Source organism: Stenotrophomonas daejeonensis (genome assembly GCF_001431505.1).
In the GTDB taxonomy this organism is placed as follows: Bacteria; Pseudomonadota; Gammaproteobacteria; order Xanthomonadales; family Xanthomonadaceae; genus Stenotrophomonas; species Stenotrophomonas daejeonensis.
Genome location: NZ_LDJP01000056.1, coordinates 27,468 through 42,811 on the forward strand (window position 1 = coordinate 27,468; position 15,344 = coordinate 42,811).

13 protein-coding genes are annotated in these 15,344 nt (G+C 70.2%); 6 read left to right on the forward strand and 7 right to left on the reverse strand.

Going from position 1 to position 15,344, the window contains the following annotated elements; translation table 11 throughout:
• The first annotated feature begins 62 nt into the window (after nt 1–62).
• The 4 genes from ABB34_RS09690 (at nt 63) to dusB (ending at nt 3,879) form a co-directional block, all read left to right on the forward strand.
• Nucleotides 63–1,361 carry a NupC/NupG family nucleoside CNT transporter gene (locus ABB34_RS09690; RefSeq protein WP_057641121.1) on the forward strand — a complete coding sequence of 433 codons (1,299 nt, stop codon included), beginning with the start codon at nt 63–65 and terminating at the stop codon, nt 1,359–1,361.
• Nucleotides 1,362–1,389: 28 nt separating this feature from the next.
• Nucleotides 1,390–2,340: a ribokinase gene (locus ABB34_RS09695; protein ID WP_057641122.1), complete on the forward strand. Its 951-nt coding sequence runs from the start codon at nt 1,390–1,392 to the stop codon at nt 2,338–2,340.
• Between the two features lie 73 nt (nt 2,341–2,413).
• The gene (locus ABB34_RS09700) at nt 2,414–2,749 is read left to right on the forward strand and encodes a YegP family protein (RefSeq protein ID WP_057641123.1); all 336 of its coding nucleotides are present in this window, start codon (nt 2,414–2,416) and stop codon (nt 2,747–2,749) included.
• Nucleotides 2,750–2,874: 125 nt separating this feature from the next.
• The gene (dusB, locus tag ABB34_RS09705; RefSeq protein ID WP_057641149.1) at nt 2,875–3,879 is read left to right on the forward strand and encodes a tRNA dihydrouridine synthase DusB; all 1,005 of its coding nucleotides are present in this window, start codon (nt 2,875–2,877) and stop codon (nt 3,877–3,879) included.
• A 160-nt stretch (nt 3,880–4,039) separates the two neighbouring features.
• Here the strand turns inward: dusB and ABB34_RS09710 are convergent, their stop codons facing one another.
• Together ABB34_RS09710 and ABB34_RS09715 are read right to left on the reverse strand one after the other, a co-directional pair.
• A complete protein-coding gene (locus tag ABB34_RS09710) occupies nt 4,040–4,639 on the reverse strand; it encodes a nitroreductase family protein (protein ID WP_057641124.1) in 600 nt (199 codons plus the stop codon).
• A 132-nt stretch (nt 4,640–4,771) separates the two neighbouring features.
• The gene (locus tag ABB34_RS09715) at nt 4,772–5,818 is read right to left on the reverse strand and encodes a metal-dependent hydrolase (RefSeq protein ID WP_057641125.1); all 1,047 of its coding nucleotides are present in this window, start codon (nt 5,816–5,818) and stop codon (nt 4,772–4,774) included.
• Nucleotides 5,819–5,961: 143 nt separating this feature from the next.
• Between ABB34_RS09715 and metK the strand changes: the two genes are divergently transcribed.
• Nucleotides 5,962–7,197: a methionine adenosyltransferase gene (gene metK / locus ABB34_RS09720; RefSeq protein ID WP_057641126.1), complete on the forward strand. Its 1,236-nt coding sequence runs from the start codon at nt 5,962–5,964 to the stop codon at nt 7,195–7,197.
• A 183-nt stretch (nt 7,198–7,380) separates the two neighbouring features.
• Nucleotides 7,381–7,890, forward strand: coding sequence for an acyl-CoA thioesterase (locus tag ABB34_RS09725; protein WP_057641127.1), 510 nt, complete (start codon nt 7,381–7,383; stop codon nt 7,888–7,890).
• A 97-nt stretch (nt 7,891–7,987) separates the two neighbouring features.
• Here the strand turns inward: ABB34_RS09725 and ABB34_RS09730 are convergent, their stop codons facing one another.
• The 5 genes from ABB34_RS09730 to ABB34_RS09750 form a co-directional block, all read right to left on the reverse strand.
• A complete protein-coding gene (locus tag ABB34_RS09730; protein ID WP_083490149.1) occupies nt 7,988–10,873 on the reverse strand; it encodes a serine/threonine-protein kinase in 2,886 nt (961 codons plus the stop codon).
• A 116-nt stretch (nt 10,874–10,989) separates the two neighbouring features.
• A complete protein-coding gene (gene folK, locus ABB34_RS09735) occupies nt 10,990–11,478 on the reverse strand; it encodes a 2-amino-4-hydroxy-6-hydroxymethyldihydropteridine diphosphokinase (RefSeq protein WP_057641129.1) in 489 nt (162 codons plus the stop codon).
• A gap of 61 nt (nt 11,479–11,539) precedes the next feature.
• Nucleotides 11,540–13,051 (reverse strand): hybrid sensor histidine kinase/response regulator, encoded by a 1,512-nt coding sequence (locus ABB34_RS09740; RefSeq protein ID WP_057641130.1) that lies wholly within the window; start codon nt 13,049–13,051, stop codon nt 11,540–11,542.
• Between the two features lie 6 nt (nt 13,052–13,057).
• Nucleotides 13,058–13,498, reverse strand: coding sequence for a response regulator (locus ABB34_RS09745; protein ID WP_057641131.1), 441 nt, complete (start codon nt 13,496–13,498; stop codon nt 13,058–13,060).
• 11 nt (nt 13,499–13,509) lie between these two features.
• Complete coding sequence (locus ABB34_RS09750) at nt 13,510–15,318, reverse strand: sensor histidine kinase (protein WP_057641132.1); 1,809 nt, start codon at nt 15,316–15,318, stop codon at nt 13,510–13,512.
• Between the last annotated feature and the right edge of the window lie 26 nt (nt 15,319–15,344).

The following is a 15,344-nucleotide window of genomic DNA, read 5'->3' on the forward strand; positions in this document are numbered from 1 at the left end:
TTGCCGGCCACCGGCCGCTGCACTAGGCTTGCGGCTTTTGCGGGCGTGCCCGGGGAATACTCATGGTCGAGGGTTTGGGAAGGATCGGCTTCGGCCTGTTCGGCCTGGCGGTGCTGATCGGCATCACCTGGCTGTTCTCCAACAACAGGCGCGCGGTGGACTGGAAGCTGGTCGGCACCGGCATCACCCTGCAGATCGGCTTCGCCGCGCTGGTGCTGCTGGTACCCGGCGGGCGCGACGTGTTCGACTGGCTGGGCCACGGCTTCGTCAGGATCCTCAGCTTCGTCAACGAGGGCTCGAACTTCATCTTCGGCAGCCTGATGAACACCGATACCTACGGTTTCATCTTCGCCTTCCAGGTGCTGCCGACGATCATCTTCTTCTCCTCGCTGATGGCGGTGATGTACCACCTGGGCGTGATGCAGGCGATCGTGCGGGTGATGGCGTGGGCGATCACCAAGGTGATGCGCGTATCCGGCGCGGAAACCACCAGCGTCTGCGCCAGCGTGTTCATCGGCCAGACCGAGGCGCCGCTGACCGTGCGCCCGTACATCGCCAAGATGACCCAGTCCGAGCTGATCACGATGATGATCGGCGGTATGGCACACATCGCCGGCGGCGTGCTGGCCGCCTACGTCGGCATGCTCGGCGGCGGCGACCCGGCGGCGCAGGCGTTCTACGCCAAGCACCTGCTGGCCGCATCGATCATGGCCGCGCCGGCCACGCTGGTGATCTCCAAGCTGCTGGTGCCGGAAACCGGTACGCCGCTGACCCGCGGCACGGTCAAGATGGAAGTGGAGAAGACCTCCTCCAACATCATCGACGCGGCCGCCGCCGGTGCCGGCGACGGCCTGCGGCTGGCGCTGAACATCGGCGCGATGCTGCTGGCCTTCATCGCCCTGATCGCGCTGATCAACGCGCCGCTGACCTGGCTGGGCGACGTCACCGGACTGGCCCAGGTGATCGGCAAGCCGACCAACCTGGCCACCCTCTTCGGTTACGTGCTGGCGCCGATCGCCTGGGTGATCGGCACGCCGTGGGCCGACGCCACCACGGTTGGTTCGCTGATCGGGCAGAAGGTGGTGATCAACGAGTTCGTCGCCTACATGGACCTGTCGGAGATCATCAAGGGCAACATCGCCGGGGTCAGCCTCAGCGACGACGGCCGGCTGATCGCCACCTACGCGCTGTGCGGCTTCGCCAACTTCAGTTCCATCGCCATCCAGATCGGCGGCATCGGCGGGCTGGCCCCGGAGCGCCGCCACGACCTGGCCAAGTTCGGCCTGCGCGCGGTGCTGGGCGGCTCCATCGCCACCTTCATGACCGCCACCATTGCCGGCGTGCTGACCCATTTCGGCTGATCCACGGCCACTTCGAGAAACAGATTCCATGAGTAGCGTTGTTGTTGCCGGTTCCTTCAATGTCGACCACGTCTGGCGTTGCGAAACCCTGCCCGCGCCGGGCGCGACCATCGCCGGGCGCTACAGCACCGGCCCCGGCGGCAAGGGGTTCAACCAGGCCGTGGCCACTGGCCGCGCCGGCGCCGCCACCACCTTCCTCTGCGCACTGGGCGACGACGCCGGCGGCGTGCTGGCCAGGCGGCTGGCCGACGCGGACGGCATCGCCCTGGTCGCCGAGGCCAGCAGCGAGCCCACCGGCACCGCCGGCATCTACGTGGACGGCCGCGGCCGCAACTCCATCGTCATCGGCCCCGGCGCCAACGCCTCGCTGAGCACCGCGTTCATGACCGCCAACGCCGCGCTGATCGGCGGCGCCAAGGTGCTGCTGGCGCAGCTGGAGTCGCCGGTGGAGTCGATCGAGGCGGCGCTGGGCATCGCCCGCGAGGCCGGCGTGCTGACCGTGCTCAACGCCGCCCCGGCCAACGCGCCCTCGACCATCAGCCTGCTCAAGCTGGCCGACGTGCTGACCCCGAACGAAACCGAGTTCGCCGCCCTGCTAGGCCGCCACGTCGGCGAGCGGGTGGAGGCCGACGACGTGGCCGCACTGGACGGTGCCAGCCTGCACGCGCTGTGCCGCAAGCTGTCGGCCAGCACCGTGGTGGTCACCCTCGGCGCGGTCGGCGTGTTCGTCTCGCACGACGAAGAACGCCTGCGCGGCGACGGCCAGCCCTACTACCGGGTGGCCGCCGAGTCGGTGCAGACGGTGGATACCACCGGTGCCGGCGACGCCTTCAACGGCGCGCTGGCGGCCTCGCTGGCGCAGGCGCCGGAGGCGGCCTTCATCAAGCACGTGCGCTTCGCCAACCAGTACGCCGCGCGTTCCACCGAGCAGGAAGGCGCCGCGGTGTCGATGCCGCGGATGACGCCGGCCGACGCCTGAGCCCCGGTACCGGCGACGCTGCCGCTGGGCTACATTGGCCCGCGGCATCCCGCCGGCAACCAGGAGACGCTTCATGGCAGGCAAGTTCGTGATCGGCAAGCGCAGCAACGGCGATTTCCAGTTCAACCTCAAGGCCGGCAACGGCCAGGTGATCCTGACCAGCCAGGGCTACAGCGACAAGGCCGGCTGCAGGAACGGAATCGAGTCGGTGAAGAAGAACAGCCCCGACGACGCCCGCTACGAACGCAAGGCCTCCAGCAACGGCAAGCCCTATTTCAACCTGCTGGCGGCCAATGGCCAGGTCATCGGCAGCAGCGAGATGTACGAAAGCACCGCCTCGCGCGACAACGGCATCGCCTCGGTGAAGGCCAACGCGCCCGACGCCGCGGTGGTGGACGAGACCGCCTGATCCCCACTACTCCCTGCAGGAGCGACGCCAGTCGCGACCAGGCTTCACCGGTAAAGCCCGGTCGCGACTCACGTCGCTCCTGCGGGCACATTCGCGCGGCTGCATGGCGCACTACAATGCGCGCCATGCAGATCGGCCCCTACACCATCGCCCCCAACGTGGTGCTCGCGCCCATGGCCGGCGTCACCGACAAGCCGTTCCGGCAGCTGTGCAAGCGGCTGGGCGCGGGGTTGGCCGCGTCGGAGATGACCATCGCCGACCCGCGCTTCTGGAACACCCGCAAGTCGATCCACCGCATGGACCATGCCGGCGAGCCGGCGCCGATCAGCGTGCAGATCGCCGGCACCGAACCGCGGCAGTTGGCCGAGGCGGCGCGCCACAACGTCGACCACGGTGCGCAGATCATCGACATCAACATGGGCTGTCCGGCCAAGAAGGTGTGCAATGCGTGGGCCGGCTCGGCGCTGATGCGCGACGAGGCGCAGGTGGCGCGCATCCTCGAAGCGGTGGTCGGCGCGGTCGAAGTGCCGGTGACGCTGAAGATCCGCACCGGCTGGTGCGCCGAAGTGCGCAACGCGCCGGCCATCGCCCGCATCGCGCAGGACAGCGGCATCGCCGCGCTGGCGGTGCATGGCCGCACCCGCGACCAGCACTACACCGGCGTGGCCGAGTACGACACCATTGCCGCGATCAAGGCCGAGCTGCGCATCCCGGTGCTGGCCAACGGCGACGTCGATTCGCCGCGCAAGGCCGCGCAGGTGCTGGCGCATACCGGGGCCGATGCGGTGATGGTCGGCCGCGCCGCGCAGGGGCGGCCGTGGATCTTCCGCGAGATCGCCCATTACCTGCGCACCGGCGAGGAACTGCCGCCGCCGTCGTTGCAGGAAGTGCGCGACATCCTGCTCGGCCACCTGGCCGAGCTGCACGCCTTCTACGGCGAGCCGCAGGGCGTGCGCATCGCCCGCAAGCACCTGGGCTGGTATGCGAAGGACCGGCCCGAGCATACCGATGAGCAGCGGGCGGCCTTCCGCGCGGTGGTCAACGCCGCCGAAAGCGCCGACATGCAGTTGCGGTTGACCCGCGACTATTTCGACGGACTGATCGCCGGGCAGCCGCGGGCCGCGGCCTGACGTTCCTGCATGGCCTGCCGTAGATGCGGGGCTTGCCCCGCATGGGGCTTTGTCGGGAACGCCTCATGCGGGGCAAGCCCCGCATCTACAAGAGGAGGAAGGACCGCCAGCGAAGCTGGCGGGCCCGGACTGGCGCGGGACGAGGAACGCGCCGGATGGATCAGGCGAAGACCTTGAAGCGGGCCTCGTCGTCCATGTAGCCCTTCTCGCCGAAGCCGCCCTCGTGCGAGCCGAACGGCATCTGCGCGCGCAGCTGCCAGCTTTCCGGGATGCCCCATTCGCGGCGCACCGCTTCGTCCACCAGCGGGTTGTAGTGCTGCAAGCTGGCGCCGATGCCGGCCTCGGCCAGCGCCGTCCACACCGCGAACTGGGCGATGCCGTTGGCGTGCTCGGCCCACACCGGGAAATTGTCCGCGTACAGCGGGAACTGGTCCTGCAGGCCCTTGGTCACGTCCACATCGTTGAAGAACAGCACGGTGCCGGCGCCGGCGGCGAAGCCGTCCAGCTTGCCCTCGGTGGTGGCGAAGGCCTCGGCCGGCACGATGGCCCGCAGCGCGTCCTTGGCCAGTTCCCAGAACTTCACGCTCTGCGCCCCATGCAGGATCAGCGCACGGGTGGGCTGCGAATTGAACGCCGACGGCGCTTCGCGCATGGCGTGCTTGATCAGGTCGGTGGCCTGGTCCTGGCCGACCGGCAGGTTGCGGCCAAGGGCGTACTGCGAACGGCGCTTCTGGTACAGGGAAATGGCTTGGCTGTTCATGTGGGCTCCGGAATGAAAGCGGCGATGGCCGCCGGTCGTGATTCGATGGAGCCCATTGTATTTACCGACAAATTCAGAACAAATATCAAATAAATCACTAATTGTTCCAAATAAATTGGTAATTATGGGTATTCAGCCTTCCTCTCGCTGTCCCGGCTCGCGCCAGATCCGCTCCCATACCCGCTTCAGCCGCTGCTCCAGCAGCGCGCGCCCGCCCTGCTCCCGGTAGATCGGGCGCAACTGCCGCGGCGCGATCGCCTCCCAGCCGCCCCCGCGTTCGCGGGCCACGGCGAAGTTGAAGTTGTAGTCCGGCTCCATGCCCATCCGCAGGTCGCTGAGCACCAGCTCGCCATCGCGCACCTGCGCGCGCATGAAGCCGCGGTTGAACCATTGCAACCGCGCCACCGCCGGCAGCTCCGCGGCCTGCCGCAGCGCCTGCACGTTGGAGGGGTGGCCATCGAAACGCATCGGCCCGCGGTCGGCCCACAGCGAGCGCTCGCCGGTCACGTAGCCCTGCGGGGTCATCGCCACCACCTGCCACAGCAGCGTGTTGAACGGCATCGGCACCGAGAAGCGCGGCGCATCGCCCAGCCCCAGCGCCGCCAGTGCGCGGTCGGCCTCGCGCTCGACCTTGTGCTTGGCCAACAGCGACCAGCCCAGGTAGCCGCAGCTCAACACCAGCCCGGCCAGCAACGCACGCTGCGCCAATGGCCGCGCCCGCGCGAACCACGCCACCACGCAGCCCAGCGCCAGCCACACGGTATAGAGCGGATCGATGATGAACACGCTCGACCACATCGTCGGGTGCGGCATCAACGGCCACCACAGCTGGGTGCCGTAGACGGTGAAGGCATCCAGCAGCGGATGGGTGACCAACGCCAGCACGATGGCCCACCACCAGCGCACCGGGGCCGCCGCCACCCGGCCGTGGCCGAAGCGGCGGTACAGCCACCAGAGCAGCGTGCCCAGCAGCGGCAGCACGAACAGCGAGTGGCTGAAGCTGCGGTGCACCGTCATCAGGCTGACGGGGTCGCGGGTGAAGGCGGCGATCAGCAGGCCGTCGAGGTCGGGCACGGTGCCCAGCGCGGCACCGGCCAGCAGGGCCGCGCGGCGCTGGCCGGACGGGGCGATGGCGGCGGCGACCGCGCCGCCGAGGACGATCTGGCTCAGGGAATCCATCGCGCGATGCTAGCCGATCGGGCGGCCTTCCCTGCCTGCCGGCTTAACCATCGGCAACGTCGCAGGGCGCACAATGCACCCCGGCAGCGCACCGTGTATCATGCGCGCCCATCTTTTCATCCGAATCAAGGGATATAGAGCCGATGTCCAGCTACCTGTTCACTTCCGAGTCGGTCTCCGAAGGCCATCCGGACAAGATTGCCGACCAGATTTCCGACGCGGTGCTGGACGCCATCCTGGCCCAGGACAAGCGCGCCCGCGTGGCCTGCGAGACCCTGGTGAAGACCGGCGCGGCGATCGTCGCCGGCGAGGTCACCACCTCGGCGTGGGTGGACATCGAGGAGTTGACCCGCAACGTCATCAACTCGATCGGCTACGACAATTCCAACGTCGGCTTCGACGGCCACACCTGCGCGATCATCAACATGCTCGGCAAGCAGTCGCCGGACATCGCCGCCGGCGTGGACGGCACCGACCGCAAGGCCAAGAAGCCGGAAGAACAGGGCGCGGGCGACCAGGGCCTGATGTTCGGCTATGCCTGCAACGAAGCCCCGGAATTCATGCCGGCGCCGATCTACTACAGCCACCGCCTGGTCGAGCAGCAGGCCAAGGTGCGCAAGAAGAAGAACTCGCCGCTGCCGTGGCTGCGCCCGGACGCCAAGAGCCAGGTCACCCTGCGCTACGGCAACGACGGCAAGATCGAGGGCCTGGACGCGGTGGTGCTGTCGACCCAGCACGACGCCGGCGTGAAGCAGAAGGACCTGGTCGAGGCCGTGCGCGAGCACATCCTCAAGCCGGTGCTGCCGAAGGCGTGGCTGGACAAGCTGCCGAAGAACAAGGTGCACATCAACCCGACCGGCATCTTCGTGATCGGCGGCCCGGTGGGCGACTGCGGCCTGACCGGCCGCAAGATCATCGTCGACACCTACGGCGGCATGGCCCGCCACGGCGGCGGCGCGTTCTCGGGCAAGGATCCGTCCAAGGTCGACCGTTCGGCCGCCTACGCCGCCCGCTACGTCGCCAAGAACGTGGTCGCCGCCGGCCTGGCCGACAAGTGCGAAGTGCAGGTCTCCTACGCCATCGGCGTGGCCGAGCCGACCTCGATCTCGGTCACCACCTTCGGTACCGGCAAGATTCCGGATGCGCAGATCGAGAAGCTGATCCGCGCCCACTTCGACCTGCGCCCGTACGGCATCATCAAGATGCTCGACCTGATCCACCCGATGTACCAGCAGACCGCCGCCTACGGCCACTTCGGTCGCAAGCCGAAGGAATTCTCGTACGTCGACGGCGACGGCAAGACCCAGAACGCCACGGCGTTCTCGTGGGAGAAGACCGACCGCGCCGAAGCGCTGCGCAAGGCCGCCAAGCTCAAGTAAGGGCAGCCGGGCAGGAAACACGGAGGGGCCGCGCAAGCGGCCCCTTCTTTTTGGGCCGCCGGCTTCACAGGTAGGTCGGGGCTACGCCCCCGACGGTTTTGCGGTATCCGATCGGCAACGCCGTCGGGGGCGTAGCCCCGACCTACGCTAAAGTCGGCCGTACCCTCTCCTGCGCTCCCGCCCATGTCCGCGCCCACGCCCCACCAGCTGTCGATGACCGTGCTGATGACGCCGGAAATGGCCAACTTCTCCGGCAAGGTGCATGGCGGCGCGGTGCTGCGCCTGCTCGACCAGGTCGCCTATGCCTGTGCCAGCCGCTATGCCGGCAGCTACGTGGTGACCCTGTCGGTGGACCAGGTGATGTTCCGCCAGCCCATCGCCGTGGGCGAGCTGGTCACCTTCCTGGCCTCGGTGAACTACACCGGCACCTCGTCGATGGAAGTGGGCGTCAAGGTGGTGGCCGAGGACATCCTTCGGGGCAGCGTGCGCCACGCCAACAGCTGCTTCTTCACGATGGTGGCGGTGGACGGGGACGGCCGGCCGACGCCGGTGCCGTCACTGCAACCGCAGGACGGCGACGCGCGCCGCCGCCATGCCGCCGCGCAGATCCGCCGCCAGTTGCGGCAGGAAATGGAGCAGCGCCACCTGGAGCTGCTCGGGAGCCCCCCGGCCTCCGCCGCCGAACCCGGGTAGGCCGGGGCTACGCCCCCGGCGCTTCACGTATCCGGGGCAACGCCGGCATCGCCCGACCGGATGCAGGGGCCACCACGCTCCCGGCCCGCACGAGTCATCACCAGCGCCCCTCCAGCGCCAGCAGGATCGACTCGCGGTGGCTGCGCTTGCTGGCATTGAGCGTGGCCGGGTCGAGCTTGAGCAGCGGGTCGAGGAAGCGGCTACGGATGTCGCGCATGCCCGCCTCGTCGTGCAGCTTGAACAGCGCGATATAGAGGCGGGTCGCGCTTTCCAGGGTATGGCCGTCGAGCATGCCGCGGGTGCGTGCGCGGATCTCCAGCGCCTGCGCGTGGGCATCGCGCGAGGCCTGCCAGTGGCCGGCGTTGCGCTCGATGCGCCCGATCAGGTCGAGGGTGGCGGTCACCAATGGATGCTCGCTCCCCAGTTGCCGGCGCATGGGCTCCAGCGTTGCCTGCGCCAACGCCCGCGCTTCGTCCAGGCCGCCGGGCTGGTCGCTCAGCATGCTGGCCAGCCCGCCCTGGGCGAACAGGGTTTCGCGGTGGTCCGGCCCGAGCAGGCGCAGGCAGTCGGCCAGGTGCCGGCGCTGCAGCGCGATCGCCTCCGTCTTGCGGTCCTGCTTGGAGAGCAGGCGGATCTTGTCGACGACGAACTGCCGCGTGGCCGGGTGCTCGATGCCGAGTATCCGGCCCTGCGCCTGCAGCAGGTGGTCGAGCAGGGTTTCGGCTTCCGCGTAGCCCTGCGGGGAATCGGCCAGCCGCACCAGGCTGGTGGCGGCGGTTCCCCAGGCCTTCAGCGTGTCGGGATGCTCGGCGCCGAGGCGGCGTTCGCGCACCTGCGCCACCTGTCGCGCAAGCGCGGCCGACTGCTCGTAATAGGCATAGGCGAACTGCAGTTCGGCCAGCGTGTCCATCGCCGCCAGCGTGCGGTTGGATTCCGGCCCGAAGTGGGCGCGGTACAACGGCAGCAACTCGGTCATCTCCGCGCTGCCCTCGTCGCGCTGCCCCAGCTCGTCCAGCGTCCGCGCGTAGTCGCCGCGCAGCAACAGCAGGGTTTCATCCTCGGCCGGCAGGGCCGCCATCCATGCCTCGCGCAGGGCACGCTGCTTCGCCAGCGCCCCCTGCGGGTCGCCGCGCGCGGCCTGCACCCGCGCCGCGCCGGCCTCGGCGGCACGCCGCAGCGGGTCCAGCGCGGGCAGCGTGCGCGTGGCCGCCAGCGCCTGCCCGAAGGCCTCCGCCGACGGCGCCAGTTCGCCCTGCTGGAACAAGGCCTGGCCCAGGTCGATGCGCGCCGACGCCATGCGCGCGTCGGTGGCCGGCAACGCCGCCTCGCGCACCTGCAGCACCCGTTGCAGTTCCTGCGCCGCATGCGGGTAGTGGCCGATGGCGATCAGCACCCGCGCCAGCGATTGCCGCATGTCGGCCGCCAGCAGCGGCGCGTCGGCGAAATCGCGGTCCAGCCGCGACAACGCATGCGAGACGACCTGCTGGTCCAGCGCATCGCGGGCGATGCTCGGCGCGCCGACCTGGGCGAAGGCCTGGCGCAGCCGCACCTCCAGCGGTTGCCCCGGCGCCTGCCGCTCCAGCACGTCCAGCACCTTGCGCTGCTGGGTGTCGGTCATGGCGTGGCCCATCGCGTCGATGTCCACGCTTTCCAGCGTCGCCTGCTGGAAATCCGCCAGCCGCTGCAGGTCGTGGCCGCGCTGCTCGGCCAGCGCCTGCTGCTGCCGCGCCTCGCGCAGCGCCAGCACCGAGGCCAGCAGGCCGCCCAGCACCGACAGCGCCACCAGCGCCGCGGCCGCCAGCGGCCAGGCGTTGCGGCGCAGGAAACGCCGCGCGCGGTAGCCGCGCTCGCCGGCGCGGGCGCTGACCGGGCGGCGGCCGAGGTAACGGCGCAGGTCGTCGGCCAGCGCGGCGACCGAGGCGTAGCGCTGCCCCGGCTCCTTGCGCAGCGCCTTGAGCACGATCGCGTCGATGTCGGCCGGCACCTGCTGGTTCCGCGCCGGCGCGGCGCGCTCGCGCGGCAGGCGCCGGCTGGGCGGGGTCACGTCGGTGTGGATGATGGCCTGGTAGAGCCCGGCCGGATTGTCGTGGTCGGCGAACGGCGCCTGGCCGCAGACCAGCTGGTACAGCACCGCGCCCAGCGAATAGACGTCGGTGGCGGTGGTCAGCGGCTGGCAGGCCAGCTGCTCCGGGCTGGCATAGGCCAGGGTCAGCGCATGCTGGCCGGTGCGGGTGTCGCCGGCCGCGGCGCTGTCCTCGTCGATCAGCCGGGCGATGCCGAAATCCAGCAGCCGCGGCTGGCCGCGCGCGTCGACCAGGATGTTGGCCGGCTTGAGGTCGCGGTGGATGACCAGGCAGCGGTGGGCCTCGGCCACCGCCTCGCAGACCTTGACGAACAGCGCGATGCGCTCGTCCAGCGGCAGCCGCGCGGCGTAGGCGTCCATCTGCTCGCCTTCGACGTATTCCATCGCCAGGAACGGGCGGCCGTCGGCGAGGATGCCGCCGTCGAGCAGGCGCGCGATGCCGGGGTGGTCCAGCCGCGCCAGCAGCGCGCGCTCGCGGGCGAAGCGCTCGCGCAGTTCCGGCGAGGCCTCGGCCACCGGGTTGAGCAGTTTCAGCGCGACGGTCTGCACGAAGCCGCCGTCGCTGCGCTCGGCCAGGTAGACCACGCCCATGCCGCCGGCGCCCAGGCGCCGCAGCAGGCGGTATTCGCGGGTGGTATCGGCCGAGGCTTCCTGGCCGCTCAGGTCCTGCCCCGGGTCCGGGGCATCGATGCCCGGCGGCAGCGATACCCGCAGCGTCTGCTCGGCCTCCATGCCGGCGAGCAGGGCATGCACTTCGGCGGCCAGCGCCGCGTCGTCCCCGGTTTCGCGCGCGACCAGTTCCGCGCGCGCCGCGCCGCGCAGTTCCAGCGCCTGCATGACGATCCGCTTGACCCGGTGATAGTGCCCGGCCGCGTCGCCGTCCCCCTGTCCTTCCCGCATCGCCCTGCCCCATCCGGCCTGTCGCCGTCAGCCGCCATTCTGCACCTGCCCCGTAACAGCAGCATCGGGGGCAGCCGCCGCATGCGGCAACGCGCGCCGGTGTCCGCGCCCGTGCCTTACTCCGCCAGTTCGACGCTGTCGAACGCCTCGCCGTGCTGCGGGTGGGCCTGCCACATCTGCCGCAGCGTCAGCCCGCGCACCGGGTCGACGAACTCAGGGGCGATGTCGGCCAGCGGCTTGAGCACGAAGGCGTGCTTCAGCTCCGGGCGCGGGATGCGCAGGTGCCCCGGCCCTTCCACCACCAGGTCGCCGTAATACACCACGTCGATGTCCAGCGTGCGGTCGGAAAAGCGCGGGCCGCTGCGGTCGCGGCCGTGGGCGTCCTCGACCGCGTGCAGCCAGCCGTCGAGCTCGGCCAGCGGCAGGTCGGTTTCCAGCATCACCGCGTTGTTGAGGAAATCCGGGCCATCGAAGCCCACCGCCGGCGTGCGGTAGGCAGGAGAGGCGACGATCCGCCCGAAGCGCTCCTGCAGGACTTGCAGCGCCGAGCGCAGGTAATGGCGCGGGCGCAGGTTGCTGCCCAGGCTCAGGAGCACGGTGGTCATCGTTGTCTGGCGCGGGCGGCTTGCCGGGGGAAACGCCAATGATACGGCCGGCGGGCGGCGATCACGCCGCCGCCAGCGCATCGGCCACCGCGCGCAGCACGCGCTGCATCTCCAGCGGCTTGGGCAGCACGTGCACCTGCAGGCCGGCCGGCGCCGGGCCATCGGCGAAGGCGGGGCCGTCGTCGGCCTCCAGCACGATAGCCGGGCCGGCGTAGCCCAGCCCCTGCATCTCCGCGAGCAGCTGCCCGGCCGACAGCAGCGGGATGCCGCCATCGACCAGCACCGCGTCCGGCAGGCCGGATTCCTGCACCAGCCTCAGCGCGGCGGCGCCATCCAGCGCCACGCTCGGGCGATAGCCCTGGCTGGACAGCGCGTCGCCCAGCAGCGACAGGCGCGTGGCCTCGTCGTCCACCACGAGGATGCGCTGGCCTTGGCCGGCCGGCAGCATCGCCACTTCATCGGCGGCGCCGTCGGCAGCGGCGGCCTGCAACGGCAGCAGCAGGTCGAAACAGCTGCCCTGCCCCGGCTGGCTGCGCACCACGATCTCGCCGCCCAGGCTCTCGACGATGCGCCGGCACGACACCAGCCCGAGCCCGGTGCCGCTGTCCTTGGTGGTGAAGAACGGGCTGAACAGGCGTTCCTGCGTGGCCCGGTCCATGCCGATGCCGTCGTCCTGCACGCGGATGCGCAGGCGTTCGCCGTCGGCGCGCTCGGCCAGCAATCGCAGCTGCCCGCCCTCGGGCATGGCCTGGATCGCGTTCAACGCGAGGTTTATCAGCACCTGCTGCAGCTCGGTGTAGTTGGCTTCCACCACCAGCCGCTCGTCGCCCGCCTCCAGTTGCAGCGCGACGTTGCGCGGCAGGCTGCCCTTGAGCAGCAGGCCCACCGCCTGGAACAGGCGCGGCAGGACGATGCGCTCGCTGGGCCGGCGCGAGCCGCGCACGAAGGACAGCATCGACTCGACCATCTCGTGGCCGCGCCGCGCGCTTTCGGCCACCACGTCGGCCAGCCGCGTCACCTTCGGGTCGTCGCTGCGGTCGCGGATCAGGTCCGGCACGATCAGCAGCGGCTGCAGGATGTTGCGCAGGTCGTGGCTGAGGCCGGCGGCGAGCAGCGCCAGGCTTTCCAGCCGCTGCGCGCGCATCAGCTCGTCGGCCACCCGCTGCCGCTCGTGCTCGCCGCGCGCCTCGCGCACCGCGCGCGCCACCGCCGAGGGCAGCCGCGCCGGCTGGTGCTTGATGATGTAGTCGTTGGCGCCCTCGCGCAGCGCCTGCACCGCGGTGTCCTCGCCCATCGTGCCGGAGACGAAGATGAAGGGCAGCTGCGGGTGCAGTTCGCGCAGGATGCGCAGCGCCTGGTAACCGGAAAAGCCGGGCATGCTCAGGTCGGACAGCACGATGTCCGGCACCTTCGCGGCCAGCGCGGCGCGCATCGCCGCCTCGTTGTCGACCCGCTCGAAGCCGGCTTGCAGGCCGGCCTCGAGCATCTGGTCGCACAGCAGTTCCGCATCCTCCGGTGAATCCTCCACCAGCAGGATGTGCAGGGGACCCAAGGGCGCTCCCTTGTTGGGCATGGGGCCTTACTCCTGGTCCGGCGCTTGGTTGATGACCGCCCAGAAGGTACCGAGCGTCTTGACCGCGTTGAAGAACTGGTCGATGTCCACCGGTTTGACCACGTAGGCGTTCACGCCCAGGTCCCAGCTGCGCGCCAGGTCGCTTTCCTCGCGCGAGGACGACAGGATCACCACCGGCAGGCGCTTGAGCTCCTCCTCGGCGCGGATCCGCTGCAGCACTTCTATGCCGTCCATGCGCGGCATCTTGATATCCAGCAGCAGCACCGCCGGCAGGCCTTCCCCGCGCTCGCTCCAGGCGCCGCGGCGCAGCAGGAAGTCCAGCGCCTCCACGCCATCCTCGACGTGCACGATGGGATTGGCCAAGCGGGCGTCGCGCAACGCGTCGATCGCCATCTCGGCATCGGCGGGGCTGTCTTCGGCCAGCAGGATGGTACGGAGCGGATTCATGCGGGTGGACCTCAATGGTGCGCGTCGGGCGCGGGCGGTGGCAGGGTGAAGTGGAAGGTGGCGCCCCGGTCCGGCGCGGCATCGGCCCAGATACGGCCGCCGTGGCGGGTGAGCACGCGGCGCACGCTGGCCAGGCCGATGCCGGTGCCCGGGTAGTCGCTGGCGCGGTGCAGGCGCTGGAACACGCCGAACAGCTTGCCGGCGTGCTGCATGTCGAAGCCGGCGCCGTTGTCGCGCACGCTGAACTGCTGGGTGCCGTCGGGCAGCTGCCGCGCGCTCACCTCGATGACCGCGTGTTCGCGGCAGGCGGTGTACTTGACCGCGTTGCCCAGCAGGTTCAGCCACAGCTGGCGCATCATGTTCTCGTCGGCCACCAGCACCGGCAGCGGCTCGATCTTCCATTCGACGTCGCGGACCTTGCCGTCCGCCCCGGCCTCGGCGCGCAGGTTGGAATCCAGCAGCGCGTGGGTGTCGGCGACCAGCGACTGCATGTCCACCGCCTGCAGGCGCATCGCCCCGCGCCCCAGCCGCGAATACACCAGCAGGTCGTCGATCAGCGAAGCCATGCGCTGCGCCGCCTCGCCGATCACCTGCAGGTAATGACGGGTCTTCTCGTCCGCGTCCTCGCCCAGGTGCCGGCCGAGCTTGTCGGAGAAGCCGGCCACGTGCCGCAGCGGTGCGCGCAGGTCGTGCGAGACCGAGTAGCTGAACGCCTCCAGTTCGCGGTTGACCTCGGCCATCTGCTCGACCTTGCCTTCCAGCTGCCGGTTCAGTTCCTCCACCCGCAGCTGCACGCGGCGCTGCAGGGTGACGTCGCTGACCGTCATCAGCACCACTTCGTCGTCGCTGTCCGGCAGCGGCATGCGCCGGGCGTTGATCAGCATGGTGCGGGCCATGCCGTCGGCGCCGCGCTGTTCGTGCTCGTAGTCCCACAGCTCGCGCCCGCGCAGCAGCACGTCGGCCAGCCGCTGGCGGATGATGGCGTCGGCCCAGACGCCGTCGCCGATGGACTGCAGCGGCCGGCCGCTGACCTGGCGATCGTCGTCCATGCCGTACAGCTCGGAGAACGCGGTGTTGTGCAGGATGATGCGCAGCCCGCCGTCGAGCAGGACGATGGGCTCGCGCACCGTCTGCAGCACCGAGTTGGCGCGCGCGCTGGCGCGCAGGAAACGCTGCTCGGCGCGCGTGCGGCGGCCGATCTGGCGCTTCAGCAGCCACAGCACCAGCCCGAGCAGCAGCAGCTGCACCGCCAGCGTGCTCCAGGTCACCGTGGTCGCCAGCCGTTGCTGCTTGTGCGCGGCGGTCACCCGCCGCTGCAGCAGTTCGCTCTCGTGTTGCTGCAGCTCGGCCACGATGTCGCGGATCGGGTAGCTGAAGGTCATCTCCTCGATCATCTCGCGCTGGCGCTGCGGGTCCTGGCTGGCCGCGACCTGCCGGGCCACGTCCATGCGCCGCTCGAGCATGGCGCTGATGCGGCCGATCCGCAGCAGCTGGTCGGGGTTGTCGCTGAACAGCGCGGCCAGCCCGTCGAGCGTGGCCTTGATGCGCTCGGCGTGCTGCAGGCGCTGGCGCAGCGGCTCGGACTCGATGCCGCGCGACAGCGTCAGCGCCGCCGATTCCACGTCGCGGATGTCCGCCTGCAGCACGTACAGGCGCGCACTCACGGCCTGGGTGTGGGCCACCCAGTTGGCGGCGTTGACGCTGTCGCGCGACAGCCGCAGCAGCGTCAGCGAAGGCACCACGACGATCAGCAGCGCGGCCAGTCCCAGCCCTGCGAACCGCCAGCGATCCCAGCCTTCATCGGTGAATCGGGAAAACATCCTTTCTCCTTGTCGCGCGGGGTGCG

Coding starts and splice junctions, on each gene's coding strand:
- ABB34_RS09740 (WP_057641130.1), bottom strand. CDS start 13,051: ATGCCCAACAAGGGAGCGCCCTTGGGTCCCCTGCACATCCTGCTGGTG.
- ABB34_RS09745 (WP_057641131.1), bottom strand. CDS start 13,498: ATGAATCCGCTCCGTACCATCCTGCTGGCCGAAGACAGCCCCGCCGAT.
- folK (WP_057641129.1), bottom strand. CDS start 11,478: ATGACCACCGTGCTCCTGAGCCTGGGCAGCAACCTGCGCCCGCGCCAT.
- ABB34_RS09710 (WP_057641124.1), bottom strand. CDS start 4,639: ATGAACAGCCAAGCCATTTCCCTGTACCAGAAGCGCCGTTCGCAGTAC.
- dusB (WP_057641149.1), top strand. CDS start 2,875: ATGCAGATCGGCCCCTACACCATCGCCCCCAACGTGGTGCTCGCGCCC.
- ABB34_RS09715 (WP_057641125.1), bottom strand. CDS start 5,818: ATGGATTCCCTGAGCCAGATCGTCCTCGGCGGCGCGGTCGCCGCCGCC.
- ABB34_RS09700 (WP_057641123.1), top strand. CDS start 2,414: ATGGCAGGCAAGTTCGTGATCGGCAAGCGCAGCAACGGCGATTTCCAG.
- ABB34_RS09725 (WP_057641127.1), top strand. CDS start 7,381: ATGTCCGCGCCCACGCCCCACCAGCTGTCGATGACCGTGCTGATGACG.
- ABB34_RS09730 (WP_083490149.1), bottom strand. CDS start 10,873: ATGCGGGAAGGACAGGGGGACGGCGACGCGGCCGGGCACTATCACCGG.
- ABB34_RS09750 (WP_057641132.1), bottom strand. CDS start 15,318: ATGTTTTCCCGATTCACCGATGAAGGCTGGGATCGCTGGCGGTTCGCA.
- ABB34_RS09695 (WP_057641122.1), top strand. CDS start 1,390: ATGAGTAGCGTTGTTGTTGCCGGTTCCTTCAATGTCGACCACGTCTGG.
- ABB34_RS09690 (WP_057641121.1), top strand. CDS start 63: ATGGTCGAGGGTTTGGGAAGGATCGGCTTCGGCCTGTTCGGCCTGGCG.
- metK (WP_057641126.1), top strand. CDS start 5,962: ATGTCCAGCTACCTGTTCACTTCCGAGTCGGTCTCCGAAGGCCATCCG.